The 15859-nt window shown below is 76.0% G+C and carries 2 protein-coding genes and 2 pseudogenes; 2 read left to right on the top strand and 2 right to left on the bottom strand.

The features are described from left to right. Positions 1-833 (bottom strand): annotated as a pseudogene (locus LCD35_RS30795) (hypothetical protein); the annotation flags it as partial. A 249-nt stretch (positions 834-1082) separates the two neighbouring features. Between LCD35_RS30795 and LCD35_RS20700 the strand changes: the two are divergent. Together LCD35_RS20700 and LCD35_RS20695 are read left to right on the top strand one after the other, a co-directional pair. Continuing rightward, positions 1083-2108, top strand: coding sequence for an ATP-binding cassette domain-containing protein (locus tag LCD35_RS20700; RefSeq protein WP_308016933.1), 1026 nt, complete (start codon positions 1083-1085; stop codon positions 2106-2108). After that, positions 2105-2923 (top strand): ABC transporter permease, encoded by an 819-nt coding sequence (locus tag LCD35_RS20695; protein WP_224968942.1) that lies wholly within the window; start codon positions 2105-2107, stop codon positions 2921-2923. The genes LCD35_RS20700 and LCD35_RS20695 overlap by 4 nt, the downstream gene beginning before the upstream one ends. A gap of 600 nt (positions 2924-3523) precedes the next feature. Here LCD35_RS20695 and LCD35_RS20690 read toward each other — a convergent pair. Further along, positions 3524-15730: pseudogene (locus tag LCD35_RS20690) on the bottom strand (SDR family NAD(P)-dependent oxidoreductase); the annotation flags it as partial. Positions 15731-15859 lie beyond the last annotated feature (129 nt).

The raw sequence follows: 15859 nt of genomic DNA, 5'->3' as shown, positions 1-15859 counted from the left end.
CCCCCACACCCCCGCCCGGGCGCGGCCCCCACCCCCTCCGGCATCTTGTGCCCCGCCGCCCCCCCGGGGGGGGCCCCCGCCCGCCCCCCCCCCCCCCCCCCCCGCGGCCGGCCGCCGCGCGGCGGCACGTCCAGGGGCGCCGAGCCGGGACCGTTGTACGGGACGTAGCGGGACGGGATGCGGGGTTCGGGCCCGTTCGGGCAGAGCTGCGCCGGACACGGGTCCAGCACGTGGTCCACGTGGTGGAAACCCATCTCGCCGACGCCGTAGCGGGCGAAGGCGCCGCTGGTGTCCACCGGCACCGCGGGTTCCGGTGCACCGCCGCCGACGGGGCTGTAGTCGTCGCCGGTGCCGACCGGTCCCCACAGCTGCAGGACGTCGGGAACCCCGGCCACCTTCGCGACCAGCGGGCCCTCCACGCTCATCAGGTCGTGCACGACCAGGTCGGGGCGCCAGTCCCGGGCGTAGGAGACGGCGGCGTCGGTGCTGCGGGTGGCGTGCTCCAGCAGCACCGGCCGCAGCTCCTCGTGCCAGGCGCCGAAGTCGAAGGACGCCAGGTCCAGCGGTTCGCCCGTCCGCGGGTGCAGCGGCGGCGCCGGGTACGGCCAGTTCCCCCGGTGCGCGCCGAGCAGGTTGATCAGCCGCGCGCCGAGCAGCAGGTCGAGCCCGCGCAACACCGGGACCGGGGTCAGACCCGCCCGCGAGACCGGGTCCACTTCGGACTCCGCGCACAGCACCCGCACGTCGTGGCCCGCGGCGCGCAGCGCCCAGCCCAGCGGGACCAGCGGGAAGTAGTGCCCCGGCCAGGCGGACACCGCGAACAGCACTCGCATGCGCGTTTCCCTTTCGCTCGACGGGCGCCGCCAAGCTACGTCCCGGCCCGGTGGGCGAATCCCTAGAGATGGCGCGGAATCCGGCCCGCCGGAACCCGGGGCGCGGCCTGTTCTAGTCGTCGCACGAGTGTTTCGGTGCTAGCCGTTGGCCCGGCGTGGGCCGGTACCGCATGCTCGGCTCGCGGATCCTGGGGAGACGCGAGCACGTCCCCCGGGGCACACGACGAACCAGTTGCGGGGGAGCCACGCATGACCGTGCTGCCAACGGCACCCGGCGAGCGGCCCGACCGCGGTGCCGTCGGCGCCGGGACTCCGATGATCGAGGCGATCGGCGTCGGCAAGTCCTTCGGCGCGGTGCCCGCGCTGGATTCGGTGACCTTGAGCGTGCCGCGCGGCTCGGTGCTCGGGCTGCTCGGGCACAACGGCGCGGGCAAGACGACGCTGGTGAACGTGCTGACCGCGATGCTGCCCGCGACGTCCGGGGTGGCCAGGGTCGCCGGCTTCGACGTCGCCGAGCAGCCGCGGGAGGTGCGCAAGCGCATCGGCCTCACCGGCCAGTTCGCCTCGGTGGACGAGCAGATGAGCGGCCGGGACAACCTCGTGATGCTGGCCCGGCTGCTCGGCGCCGACGGAGGCCGTGCCCGCGCGCGGGCCGCGGAACTGCTGGAGGCCTTCGACCTCACCGACGCCGCGGGTCGGCGCGCGGGCACCTACTCCGGCGGGATGCGGCGGCGCCTGGACCTGGCGGCCTGCCTCGTCGGCAACCCCGAAGTGATCTTCCTGGACGAGCCGACGACCGGACTGGACCCGTCGAGCCGGATGGCGATGTGGGACATCGTGGAACGCCTCGTCGCGGAGGGCACCACGGTGCTGCTGACCACCCAGTACCTCGACGAGGCGGACCGGCTCGCCGACACCATCACCGTGCTCTCCGCCGGAACCGTCGTCGCCTCCGGGTCGGCCGCGGAGCTCAAGGCGCAGGTCGGCACGCGCACCGTCACCGTCGTGCTCGGCCCCGGTTCCGCCGCGGAGACCGGCTGCGCGGCGCTGCGGCGTGCCGGTTTCGCCCCGTCGGTCGCGCAGGACGGCACCGCCATCGTCACGCCGATCGAGGAGTCCCGGGAGACGGCCGTGGTGGTCCGGGTGCTCGACGAAGCCGGGATCGAGGCGGCCGAGCTGGCCTTCGGCGAACCGACCTTGGACGACGTGTACCTGGCGCTCGCCCGGCACGCGCGCGACGCGCCCCCCTCCCCGACCGCTGTGGAGCGAGCATGACCACCACGATCACCGGCTGCGCAACGCCCCGCTGGAACGGCAGTTCCGCGGTCACCCAGGTGGTGGTGCTGACCGGCCGTTCGCTGCGCGCGTTCCTCACCGATCCCGGGCTGGTGCTGGTCGGGCTGATCCAGCCGGTGATGACGCTGTTCGTGTTCACCCAGATCTTCGGGAACCTGCCGCTGGCCGGCGGGCTGCCGCCCGGCACCGAGTACCTGGACTTCCTGATGCCCGCGGTGCTGGTGAACCACGTGGTGCAGACGTCCTCGCAGACCGGGGTCGGGCTGGTGGAGGACCTGCGCAACGGCATCGTGGCGCGGCTGCGGTCGCTGCCGATCATGCCGAGTTCGCTGCTGCTGGCGCGCAGCACCTCCGACTTCGTGCGCACCGCGGTGCAGCTGGTGATGATCTTAGCGCTGGCCGTCGGGCTGCTCGGCTACGCGCCGCGCGGCGGGTTCGTCGGCATGGTGCTGTCCGCGCTGCTGACGCTGGCCGTGGGCAGCGCGTTGAGCTGGGCGTTCCTCGCGATGGGCGCCTGCATGCGGCGCACCGAGCCGATGCAGAACATCAGCGTGCTGGTGATGGTGCCGCTGATGTTCATCTCCAGCGCGTTCGTGCCGATCGAGCAGCTGCCGGACTGGCTGGAGGTCGTGGCGCGGTTGAACCCGCTCACCTACGCGGTGGACGCCTCCCGCGCGGTGGCGCTGGACCTGGCCGACGGCGGGCAGCTGGTGGTGCCGTCGCTGCTGATCAGCGTCCTGGTCACCCTCGCCAGCGCCGCCATCGCGGTCCGCGGCTTCCGCCGCCCGCTCTGATCCGGGGGCCGGCGATCCGGCCCGACCGGGATCCCGGTTCGACGAGTCTCGGCACCGCATTCCCCGGCACGACGCCGGATTCCCGGGCACGGCACCGGACGATGCTGTGTCATACCAGCGGACGGCCACCGCCGATCTCCGGCTCCGAGCGGAAACGTCGCCGTCACGCTTCCGAATGCTCGTAGATCCGCCCTATGCAGGCCCCAAGACCCGCGCAGGCCAACCCCCGACTCCGCTCCGCCGGCACCCCTCGTGGCCACCAGAGCGCTCGACACCCGGCAGCTCTCCAGCAGCTCCCGCACCGAAGCGGCGTCCTCGCAGTGCAACCACCGAGGCACGGGAGAACAACCCCGCAGCGAAGCAACCGGGCCACCCGACAGCGGACCTCCCACCCCGATCTCGTCGTCTTCCTGTCAGCGGCGAAGCCGCTGAGCCGCCGACCACCCGATCAACAGGACCACCAGCGGGTTCTCAGCGTTCTCCTCGCGAGGACAGCGTTTTCTCCTGTGGCGGAGCCACCGGTGAAAACGATCCCGCAGCGAGGAGGGCGCTGAGGTTCCGCCACCCGCCCCCAACGCAGAACGAGTTCGACAGACCCCCTCAAGACAGCTCGTCGTCGAGCATGTGGAAGATGTCCTCGTCGCTGGCCTCGTCGAAGCTGAACTCCTCGGAGGTCTCCCCACCGCGCAGCGCACTCCACTTGCTGCGCAGCACGTCGAGCCGTCCGGTGACCTGCTCGTGCAGCTCCTCGTCCACGTCGAGCCCGTCGAAGGCCCGGTGCAGCCGGTCCAGTTCGGCCAGCAGCGCCGCCGCCCCACCGCGTTCCGGGGCGAGTTCGCCGAGCAGGTGCTCGACGAGCTCCGCCGGGGTCGGGTGGTCGAACAGCAGGGTGGCGGGCAGCCGCAGTCCGGTCACCGCGCCCATCCGGTTGCGGTACTCGACGGCGGTGAGCGAGTCGAAGCCGAGGCCCTTGAACTCGTCGTGCGGTTCGATGCCCGCCGCGTCGGCGTGCCCGAGGACCTGGGCGGCGTGGGTGCGCACCAGTTCCAGCAGGGTGTCGCGGCGCTGCGGTCCGGTCTGGGCGGCGAGCGCCGCGGCCAGGTCCTCGCCGGTGCTCGCGGTCCGCCGCGCCGGGGTGCGCAGCAGGCCGCGCAGCAACGGCGCCGGGTCGTCCTGGGCGCGCAGCGCGGCCAGGTCGAGCCGCACCGGCGCGGGCACCGGGTCGTCCGCGGCGAGCGCCGCGTCGAACAGGGCGAGGCCGAGTTCTTCGCCCAGCGGCGGGGTTCCGACGCGGGCCAGCCGCGCGGTGTCCCGCTCGTCGAGCGCCCCGGCCATGCCGTTCTCCCACGCGCCCCACGCCATCGAGACGGCGGGCAAGCCCCGTTCCCGGCGGTACCGGGCCAGCGCGTCGAGGTAGGAGTTCGCGGCCGCGTAGTTGCCCTGACCGGCGGTGCCGACCATCCCGGCCACCGAGGAGAACAGGGCGAACGCGATGAGCTCGTGGTCGCGGGTGGCCTCGTGCAGGTGCCAGGCGGCGTCGACCTTCGGCCGCAGCACCGCGTCCAGCCGGTCCGGGGTGAGCGAGTCGAGCGTCCCGTCGTCGAGCACGCCCGCCGCGTGCAGCACCGCGCGCAGCGGCCGGTCCGCCGGGATCCCGGCGAGCAGCGCGTCCACGGCGGCCCGGTCCGCGAGGTCGCAGGCGGCGAGTTCGGCGTGCGCGCCGAGTTCGGCCAGTTCGGCGACCAGCTCGGCGGCCCCCTCGGCGTCGGGTCCGCGCCTGCTCGCCAGCAGCAGGTGCCGCACCCCTCGACCGGCGAGGTGCCGGGCCAGCACGCGGCCGAGTCCGCCGGTGCCGCCCGTGATGAGCACGGTGCCGGTCGCGTCCCAGCCGACCGGCTCGGCCGGTTCGGCCCGCACCAGCCGCGGCACGCGCGGTGCACCGTCCACGAGGGACACGTGCGGTTCGCCGACGGCCAGCGCCCGCAGCACCGCGTCCGCGGTGACCGTTCCGGTGCCGAGGTCGAGCAGCGCGAACCGGCCGGGGTGTTCGGTGGCGGCGGTGCGCACCAGCCCGGCCGCGGCAGCGGCCGCGAGGTCGGCTTCGCGGGTGACGAACACGAGCGTCCCGGCGCGCTCGGCGGCGAGGTGCTCCCGCACCAGGTCGAGGACCTGCCGGGTGCGGGCGTGCGCTGCGGCGGGCTCGTCGCCGCCGTCCAGCGAGCACAGCACCGTCCCGGCCGCGTCGCCGGGGCGCTCGTGGTTCTCGGCAGGCCGTCCGGCTGCGCGGAACAGCTCGGCCAGTCCGAACGGGTCGGGTCCGGCCAGCGCCGGGACCTCGGCGGGCGCACCGGTGGTGGCGGGTTCGGCCCAGTCGCGGCGGAACAGCGAGTCCCGGCCGATGCCTCGCCGCCCCGGTGCGGCTTCCCGGGTGCGCAGCGCTTCGACGGTCGCGACGGGCGCCCCGGCCGGGTCGGTCAGGGCGAGGCGCAGCGCCTCCCCGTCGCGGGTCAGCCGCACCCGCAGCGCGCGGGCGCCGGTGGCGTGCGCGGTGACGCCGCGCCACTCGAAGGGGAGCTCGCCGTCGCCGGAGCCGGTGCGGATCGCCGCGTGCAGCGCCGCGTCCAGCAGCGCCGGGTGCAGGCCGTAGCCCGCGACGTCCACCTCGGCGGGCAGGGCGACCTCGGCGAACACCGCGTCCGCGTCGCGCCAGGCCGCGCGCAGCCCCCGGAACACCGGTCCGTAGTCGAAGCCGAGGTCGGCGAACCGCTGGTAGCAGTCGGCCACGTCGAGCGGTTCCGCCCCGGGCGGCGGCCAGGCACCGAGCTCGGCCGGTTCGCCGGTGGCCGGGGCGAGCGAGCCGGTCGCGTGCAGCCGCCATTCCGGCTCGCCGTCCTCGCGGGCGTGCACGGTGAGCGCGCGGTGGCCGTCCGCGTCCGGGGTGGCGGCCGCGACCTGCACCTGCACACCGCCGCGCGCGGGCAGCACCAGCGGTGCGGTGAGGGTGAGCTCCTCGACGCGGTCGCAGCCGGTCTCCTCCCCCGCGCGCAGCGCCAGCTCCAGCAGCGCGGTGCCGGGCACCAGCGCGGTGCCGCGCACCACGTGCTCGGCCAGCCACGGGTGGCTGCGGCGGGACAGCGTGCCGGTGAACAGCGCGGTCCCCGCCTCGGCGAGCTCCACGGCGGCCCCGAGCAGCGGGTGCCCGGCGGCGCGGAGTCCGGCGGCGGCGACGTCCCCGGCCGGTGCGGGCGGGGTGTCCGGCCAGAACTCCTGGTGCTGGAACGGGTAGGTGGGCAGGTCGACGCGCCGCGCCCCGGGCAGCACCGCCCGCCAGTCCGGTTCGGTGCCGTGCATCCGCAGCCGGGCGAGCGCGGTCAGCACCGCCGGTTCCTCGGGGTGCCCGGCGCGCAGCGCGGGGATCAGCACCGCGTGTTCGGGGGCGGTGTCCCGGGCGAGGGCGGTGAGCACCGCGTCCGGCCCGAGTTCGAGGAACGCGGTGGCGCCCCGGTCGGCCAGGTCCTGGACGGCGTCGGCGAATCGGACGGGCGCGCGCAGGTGCCGCACCCAGTGCTCGGCACCGAAGTCCCCGGGATCCCCGCTGGTGGAGGTGATCGGGAGCTGGGGGCTGCGGTAGGTCAGCCCTGCCGCGACCGCGCGGAACTCGTCGAGCACCGGGTCCATCAGCGGCGAGTGGAAGGCGTGCGACACCCGCAGCTCGGTGGTGGTGCGGCCGAGCCGCCGGAAGTGCGCGGCGACCTCGGTGACGGCGTCGGCGGTGCCGGAGAGCACCACCGATCCGGGGCCGTTGACGGCGGCGACGCCCAGTTCGCGCTCGCGGCCCGCCAGCAGCGGCAGCACCTCGTCCTCGGCGGCCTGCACGGCGGTCATCGCGCCGCCGGCGGGCAGCGCCTGCATCAGGCCACCGCGGGCGGCGACCAGCGCGGCCGCGTCCGGCAGGTCGAGCACGCCGGCGACGTGCGCCGCGGTGATCTCCCCGATGGAGTGCCCCGCGAGGTGGTCCGGGCGCACGCCCCAGGATTCCAGCAGCCGGAACAGCGCCACTTCCACGGCGAACAGCGCGGGCTGCGCGAACTCGGTGCGGTGCAGCAGGTCCGCGTCCTCACCCCACAGCACCTCCCGCAGCGGGCGCGGCAGGTGCGGGTCGAGTTCCGCGCACACCGCGTCGAGCGCGTCCGCGAACACCGGGAACCGGGCGTGCAGCTCGCGGCCGGTGCCGAGGCGTTGCGCGCCCTGGCCGGTGAACAGCACGGCGAGCCCGCCGCGACCGGCGCGTCCCTCGACGGTGGCGGCGTCGGGCGTCCCGGCCGCGAGGGCGCGCAGAGACCGGGCCGCCGACGGACCGTCCGCGGCCAGCACCGCGGCCAGCCGGTCGAACCGGGACCGGCCGGTGGCCAGCGAGAACGCCAGGTCCGCCGGTTCGGCGGCGGCGTCGTCGAGGTGGTCGGCGAGGCGGCCGGCTTGGGTGCGCAGCGCCTCCGGGGTCTTCGCGGACAGCACCAGCGGCACCGGGCCGGCCGGGAGGTCACGCTCCGGCGGCGGCGCGGTGGCGGGCTGTTCGAGGATGGTGTGCACGTTGGTGCCGCTGATGCCGAACGAGGAGATCGCGGCGCGGCGCGGCCGCCCGGTCTCCGGCCAGTCGGCGGGTTCGGTGAGCAGCCGGACGGATCCGGCCGTCCAGTCCACTTCGGACGACGGGCTGGTCGCGTGCAAGGTGCGCGGGAGGGTGCCGTGCCGCATGGCTTGCACCATCTTGATCACGCCCGCGACACCGGCGGCGGCCTGGGTGTGCCCGAGGTTGGACTTGACGGATCCCAGCCACAGCGGGATCTCCCGGTCCTGCCCGTAGGTCGCCAGCAGCGCCTGCGCCTCGATCGGATCACCCAGCCGGGTTCCGGTGCCGTGCGCCTCCACCACGTCCACGTCCGAAGTGGACAGACCGGCGCTGGTCAGCGCCTGCCGGATCACCCGCTGCTGCGACGGCCCGTTCGGCGCGGTGAGCCCGTTCGACGCCCCGTCCTGGTTCACCGCGCTCCCGCGCAGCACCGCGAGGACCTGGTGCCCGTGCCGCTCGGCGTCGGACTGCCGCTCCAGCACCAGCATCCCGACGCCCTCGGCCCAGCCGACCCCGTCCGCGTCCTCGGAGAACGCCTTGCACCGGCCGTCCGCGGACAGTCCGCGCTGCCGGGAGAACTCGACGAACGCCGCCGGGGTGGACATCACCGTCACGCCACCCGCCAGCGCCAGCGAGCACTCCCCCGACCGCAGCGCCTGCGCCGCCCAGTGCATCGCCACCAGCGAGGACGAGCAGGCCGTGTCCACCGTGACCGCCGGGCCCTCCAACCCGAAGGTGTAGGCGACCCGACCGGAGGCGATGCTGCCCGCGCTGCCGTGCCCCTGGTAGCCCTCGTGCTCCGCACCGGTCAAGGTGTCGCTGTAGTCGTTGTACATCACCCCGGCGAACACCCCGGTATCGCTGCCGCGCAACGAGACCGGGTCGATGCCGGTGCGTTCCAGGGCCTCCCAGGAAGTCTCCAGCAGCAGCCGCTGCTGCGGGTCCGTGGTGAGCGCCTCGCGCGGGCTCATGCCGAAGAAGGCCGGGTCGAACTCGGCGGCGCCGTGCAGGAAGCCGCCGCGCCGCGTCGAGGACGTGCCCGCGGCATCCGGGTCCGGGTCGTGGAGGGCGTCCAGGTCCCAGCCGCGGTTCTCCGGGAAGCCGGAGGTCGCGTCACCGCCCTCGGACACCAGCCGCCACAGGTCCTCCGGCGAGGACACCCCGCCCGGATAGCGGCAGGCCATGCCGACGATGACGATCGGATCGCCGTCGACCGCGCGGGCCCGCACCTCGGCCGGCGCGGTCTCCTCCTCCCCGAGGAGTTCGGCGAGCAGCCTGGTGGTCAGCGCGGTCGCCGTCGGGTGGTCGAACACCAGCGTCGCGGGCAGCCGCAGCCCGGTGTCGGCGGCGAGCCGGTTGCGCAGCTCCACCGCGGTCAGCGAGTCGAACCCGAGGTCCTGGAACGCCAGTCGCGGGTCCACCTCCCCGGCGGTGGCGTGCCCGAGCACCGCGGCGATCTGGCCGCGCACCAGCTCCAGCACCTGCCGGTGGCGCTCCTCCGGGGCGAGCCCGGCGAGCCGCTGCACCAGGGTCGCCGACCCGGCGGCCACCGCACGCCGCGCGGGCGCGCGGACCAGGCCGCGCAGCAGCCCCGGCAGTTCCTCCCCGCCGCGCAGCGCGGCGAAGTCGAACCGCACCGGGAACGCGACCGCCTCGTCACCGCCGGTCGCCGCGTCGAACAGGGCCAGCCCCCGTTCCTGCGACAGCGGCGGGATGCCGGAGCGCTCCAGGCGCCGCCGGTCCACTTCGGACAGCGTTCCCGCCATGCCGCCGGACTCGACCCACGGGCCCCAGGCCAGGGACACCGCGGGCAGCCCGGCCGCGCGACGGTGCGCGGCCAGCGCGTCGAGGAACGCGTTCGCCGTCGCGTAGTTCGCCTGCCCGGCCGAGCCGAACGTGCCGGCCAGCGAGGAGAACAGCACGAACTCGGCGACGTCCCCGGCCAGTTCGTGCAGGTTCCAGGCCGCGTCGACCTTCGGCCGCAGCACCGCGTCGAACCGCTCCGGGGTGAGCGAGTCCAGCACCCCGTCGTCGAGCACCCCGGCCGCGTGCACCACCGCGCCCACCGGATGCCGGTCGAGCAGCGCGGCCAGCGCGTCCCGGTCGGCGACGTCGCAGGACTCCACCTGAACATCCACTTCGGACAGTTCGGCGCGGAGCTCCTCGGCGCGGCCGGTGCGGCTGACCAGCAGCAGCTCCCGCACCCCGTGCTCGGCCACCAGGTGCCGCGCCACCGCGGCGCCGAGGCCACCGGTGCCGCCGGTGATGAGCACCCGGCCGCAGGACGCCCAGGACGTGCCCGGTCCGGCCGTGCCGGTGGCGAGCCGCCCGACGTGCGGGACTCCCGCGCGCAGCACGCGCGGTTCGGGCGACCACTCGGCCGCCGCCCGCAGCGAGGCCGGGTCGTCGTCGAGGTCGAGCAGTCCGACCGCCGCGCCCGGGTCCTCCGCCTGCGCCGCGCGGACCAGGCCGTGCACCGCGGCGGCGGCGAGATCGCGCACGTCCTCGGCGCCGTCGCGGGCCACCGCGCCCCGGGTCACGAACACCACCCGGGAGTCGCGCAGCACGGGCTCCCGCAGCAGCTCCAGCACCCGGGCGGCGAGCTCGCGCACCGATCGCGGGACGTCCGCGCCACCGGTGAGCGGGACCAGCACCAGGGCGGATTCTCCTGGTACGCCCGGTGATTCGGGCACGTCGGCGGGTTCGGGCACGTGCCGCGCGGCCACGCCCGCGGCGCGCAGCTCGGCGGCGAAGTCCGCGGAGCCCAGCACCACCACCGACGGCTCAGCGGCACCGGGCTCGGCCTCGGTCCACCGCAGCCGGTACAGCCCGTCCTGCGCGGCCGCCAGCCGCGCCGCGCCCGCGCGCAGCACCAGCGATTCCACCGACACCACCGGTGCCCCGGCCGGGTCGACGGCGGCGATCGACACCTCGTCGGGGCCGGTGCGGGCGATCCGCACCCGCAGCGCCCGCGCGCCGGTGGCGTGCAGCGCCATGCCCCGCCAGGTGAACGGCAGCGCCCCGGCCGGCAGCTCGCCGAGCAGCGCCGCCGCCTGCACGGCCGCGTCCAGCAGCGCCGGGTGCAGGCCGAACCCGGCGACGCCGGTCTCCGCGGGCAGCTCCACCTCGGCGAGCACCGCGTCCTCGTCGCGCCAGGCGGCGCGCAGGCCGCGGAACACCGGACCGTAGTCGAAACCGGCCGCGGCGAGTCCGTCGTGGAACCCGTCCAGCTCGATCGCCGTGCCCACGCCGGTCGGCGGCTCGACGCGGGCGCCGCCGCCGGTGAGCACGCCGGTGGCGTGCCGGGTCCAGTCGCGGTCCGCGCCGTCGTCCGGGCGGGAGTACACCTCCACGCCGCGGCGCCCGTCCTCGTCGGCGCCGACCCACACCTGCACCCGGACCGCCGCCCGCTCCGGCAGCACCAGCGGCGCGAGCAGCGTCAGCTCGTCCACCCGGTCGCAGCCTGCCTCGTCCCCGGCGCGCAGCGCCAACTCCGCGAACGCGGTGCCCGGCACCAGCACCGCACCGCGCACCACGTGCTCGGCCAGCCACGGGTGGCTGCCGGTGGAAAGCCTGCTGGTGAACAGGAACCCGTCCTCGTCGGCGCGTTCCACGGCAGCGCCGAGCAGCGGGTGCCCGGCCGAGCTGAGCCCGGCGGCGCGCACGTCACCGCCCCCGGCGGCCGGTTCCGGCCAGTACCGGCGGTGCTGGAACGCGTAGGTCGGCAGCTCCACCTGCCGCGCGCCGGGCAGCAGCGCCGCCCAGTCCGGTTCCACCCCGCGCACGTGCAGCTCGGCGAGCGCCGCGCGCACCGCGTCGGTCTCGGCGCGGTCCTTGCGCACCAGCGGGACGGCGACGGCGGTCGCGTCCAACGAGTGCTGCGCGAGCACGGCCAACGACCCGTCCGGGCCGATGTCCAGCAGCGTCGTCGCGCCCAGCGTCACCAGTTCCCGCACCGCGTCGGCGAAGCGCACCGCCTCGCGGACGTGCCGCACCCAGTGCTCGGGGTCGCGCACCTCGTCCCGCCGCCCGGTCAGCGCGGACACGACGGGGATGGTCGCCGGATGGTAGGTGAGCCCCGCCGCCACGGCTCGGAAATCGGCGAGCACCGGGTCCATCAGCGGCGAGTGGAAGGCGTGCGAGACGCGCAGCCGCGTCGAACCGGGGAACCGCTGCTCGACCTCGGCTACGGCGCTGTCGGCACCGGAGACCACGACCGCTCCGGGACCGTTGACGGCGGCGATCCCGATGTCCGCGCGCCCCTCGACGAGCGGGGCCACCTCGGCTTCGGCGGCCCGCAGCGCGCTCATCGCACCGCCCGCGGGCAGTGCCTGCATCAGCCGGCCGCGGGCGGCGACGAGCCGGGCCGCGTCGGGCAGCGAGAGCACGCCCGCGGCGTGCGCGGCGGTGATCTCGCCGAGGGAGTGCCCGGCGACGTGGTCCGGGCGCACGCCCCAGGACTCGACGAGCCGGAACAGGGCCACCTCGACGGCGAACAGCGCGGGCTGGGCGAACTCGGTGCGGTTCAGCAGGTCCGCGTCCTCGCCCCACATCACCTCCCGCAACGGGCGGGACAGCCGCGGATCCAGCTCCGCGCACACCGCGTCGAGCGCGTCCGCGAACACCGGGAACCGCGCGTGCAGCTCACGGCCCATCCCGAGCCGCTGCGCACCCTGCCCGGCGAACAGGAAGGCGAGCCCGCCGTCGGCGACCCGGCCCCGCACCACCTCGGGCCCGCCTTCGGCGACGGCCCGCAGCGCCTCCAGGGTTCCGACGGGTTCGTCGGCGAACACCACGGCGCGGTGGTCGAACCCGGTGCGGGCGGTGGCCAGCGAGTAACCGACGTCGGCGGGATCGGCACCCGGGATCACGTCCAGGTGCTCGGCGAGCCGGGCGGCCTGCGCGCGCAGCGCCGGTTCGTCGCGCGCCGACAGCACCCACGGCACCGCACCGATCGCGGGCCGGGGCCGGTCGGCGGGCACCGGTTCCGGTTCGGCCTGCTCCAGGATGACGTGGGCGTTGGTACCGCTGATGCCGAACGAGGACACCCCGGCGCGGCGCGGCCGGTCGTGCTCGGGCCAGCGGCGCCGCTCGGTGAGCAGTTCCACCGCGCCGTCCTCCCAGTCCACGTGGGGGGACGGCTCGTCGGCGTGCAGGGTGGCGGGCAGGGCGCCGTGCCGGATCGCCTGCACCATCTTGATGACCCCGGCGACCCCGGCGGCGGCCTGGGCGTGGCCGAGGTTGGACTTGACGGATCCCAGCCACAGCGGGATCTGGCGGCCCTGACCGTAGGTGGCCAACAGCGCTTGGGCCTCGATCGGGTCGCCCAGCGAGGTACCGGTGCCGTGCGCCTCCACCGCGTCCACGTCCGAAGTGGACAGTCCGGCGCTGGCGAGCGCCTGCCGGATCACCCGCTGCTGCGACGGCCCGTTCGGCGCGGTCAGCCCGTTCGACGCCCCGTCCTGGTTCACCGCGCTGCCCCGCAGCACCGCCAGCACCCGGTGCCCGTTCCTGCGCGCGTCGGAGAGCCGCTCCAGCACCAGCACGCCCACGCCCTCCGACCAGCCGACGCCGTCGGCCGCGGCGGAGAACGAACGGCAGCGCCCGTCCGGGGACAGGCCGCGCTGCCGGGAGAACTCGACGAACGTGCTCGGCGTGGACATCACCGCGACGCCTCCGGCCAGCGCCAGCGAGCATTCCCCCGCCCGCAGCGCCTGCGCGGCCAGGTGCATCCCGACCAGCGAGGACGAGCAGGCGGTGTCCACCGTGACGGCGGGGCCCTCGAAGCCGAACGTGTAGGACACCCGGCCGGAGGCGACGCTGCCCGCGCTGCCGCTGCCCTGGTAGCCCTCGAACTCGGTGCCCGCCAGCAGCGTGCCGTAGTCGTTGTACATCACCCCGGCGAACACGCCGGTCCTGCTGCCGCGCAACGACGTCGGGTCGATGCCGGCACGTTCCACGGCCTCCCAGGACACCTCCAGCAGCAGCCGCTGCTGCGAGTCGGTGGCCAGCGCCTCCCGCGGGCTCATCCCGAAGAAGCCGGGGTCGAATTCGGCCGCGCGGTGCAGGAATCCGCCGCGGCGGGTGTAGGAGGTGCCGGGGTGGTCCGGGTCCGGGTGGTACAGCTCGTCCAGGTTCCAGCCGCGGTCGGCCGGGAAGTCGGAGGTCGCGTCACCGCCCTCGGACACCAGCCGCCACAGGTCCTCCGGCGAGGACACCCCGCCCGGGTAGCGGCAGGCCATGCCGACGATCACCACCGGGTCGTCCACGACCGGCGGCAGCACCTCCTCGGGGGTGGCGGCGGTGGTGGCTCCGAACAGCTCCTCGGCGACGAACCCGGCCAGCGCTTCGGCGTTCGGGTGGTCGAACACGGCGGTCGCGGGCAGCCGCAGCCCGGTGGCCGCGTTGATGCCGTTGCGCAGCTCCACTGCGGTCAGCGAGTCGAAGCCGAGTTCCTGGAAGGCGCGCCGCGGCTCCACGGCGGCCGCCCCGGAATGCCCGAGCACGGTGGCGACCTGGCCGCGCACCAGGTCGAGCAGCGCGGTGGCGCGCTCGGCCTCCGGCAGCGCGGCGAGCCGGTCGCCGAGCGCGCGGGCCACGCCGGTCCCGGCTCCGGCCCGGCGGGTGCGGGTGCGGATGAGGCCGCGCAGCACGCTCGGCACGTCGCCGCGGGCGCGCAGCGCGGGCAGGTCCAGCCGCGCCGGGAGCACCACCGGTTCACCGGCGCCCACCGCCAGGTCGAACAGGGCGAGCCCCTGCTCCACCGGCAGCGGCGGCATCCCGGAGCGGGCCATCCGCTCCCGGTCGGCGTCGCTGAGCCCGCCGGTCATGCCGTCCGCCGCCCACGGACCCCAGGCCAGCGAGGTCGCGGGCAGCCCGGCGGCGCGGCGGTGCTGGGCGAGCGCGTCGAGGAAGGCGTTCGCCGCCGCGTAGTTGCCCTGCGCGGGCGAGCCGAAGGTGCCCGCCAGCGAGGAGAACAGCACGAACGCGTCGAGGTCGTGGGTGAGCTCGTGCAGGTGCCAGGCGGCGTCCACCTTCGGCCGCAGCACCGCCGCCAGCCGTTCCGGGTCCAGCGCGTCCACCACGCCGTCGTCGAGGACGCCCGCGGTGTGCACCACGGCGCCCACCTCGTGCCGGTCCAGCAGCCGCGCCACCTGCTCGCGGTCGGCGACGTCGCAGGCGGCGACCTGCACGTCGGCGTCCATCGCGGTGAGTTCGGCGACCAGCGGCACCACGCCGTCGGCCTCCCCGCCGCTCCTGCTGACCAGCAGCAGCCTGCGCACCCCGCGGTCGCGCACCAGGTGCCTGGCGACGGCGGCACCGAGCCCGCCGGTGCCGCCGGTGATGAGCACCGGCCGGTCCGGGTTCCAGCCGGGGGCGGTCCCGGTGGGGGCGCTCAGCCGCGCGAGGCGGGCGGCGGCGAGCACTCCGCAGCGGATCCGCAGCTGCGGTTCAGCGGCGGCGACGGCCCGGGCGAGCAGGTCCGGGTCGGGGGTCGCCGAGTCGAGGTCGAGCAGCCCGAACCGGCCGGGGTGCTCGCGTTCGGCGGTCCGCACCAGGCCCCACACCGCGGCGGCGGCCGGATCGCCGCCGGTGGTGGCGTCCCGGGTGACGAACACCAGCCGGGCCGGGTCGTCGGCGGCGAGGTGCTGCTGCACGGTGTCGAGCACGTCCCGGGCCAGCTCGTGCGCGGCCTCGGGCCCGGTCCCGGCGGGTTGCACGGGCAGCAGCACCACGTCCTGCCCGGCGGGGACGGCGGCGGCGCGCAGCGCTTCACCGACGCCGAAGTGGTCGGCCCCGGCGGCGGTGGCGCTCACCCCGCCCGCGCTCGCGCGGATCGGGGTCCACTCCAGCCGGAACAGCGCGTCGCGCCCGGCGGCGTCGACGGCGTCCTCGGGTTCGCGCAACGTCAGCGCGGCGATCGAGGCGACGGGGGCGCCGGTCTCGTCGGCGACGGCCAGCGACACCACGTCCGGTTCGACCGGGGTGATCCGCACCCGCAGCGCGGTGGCGCCGGTCGCGTGCAGCGACACCCCGTCCCAGGTGAACGGCAGGCCGCGGCGCACCCCGTCGAGCTGCGCGATGGCGTGCAGGGCGGCGTCGGCGAGCGCGGGGTGCATCCCGTAGGTGGCGGCGTCGGCGAGCGCCGGTTCCGGCAACCGGACCTCGGCGCACACCTCGTCCCCGCCCCCCCCCCCCCCCGGGCGCCCCCGGGGGGGGGGGGGCCCGACGCGAGGGAGGTCAGTGGGTGAGGATCTTGCTGAGGAAGTCCTGGGCGCGGGCGCTCTCCGGCTCGTCGAAGAACC

The sequence above is a fragment of the Saccharopolyspora sp. 6V genome (assembly GCF_020176785.1).
Taxonomy (GTDB): domain Bacteria; phylum Actinomycetota; class Actinomycetes; order Mycobacteriales; family Pseudonocardiaceae; genus Saccharopolyspora_C; species Saccharopolyspora_C gregorii.
Note: the sequence above shows the minus strand (reverse complement) of the source record. Positions and strands in the feature narration are given on the sequence as shown.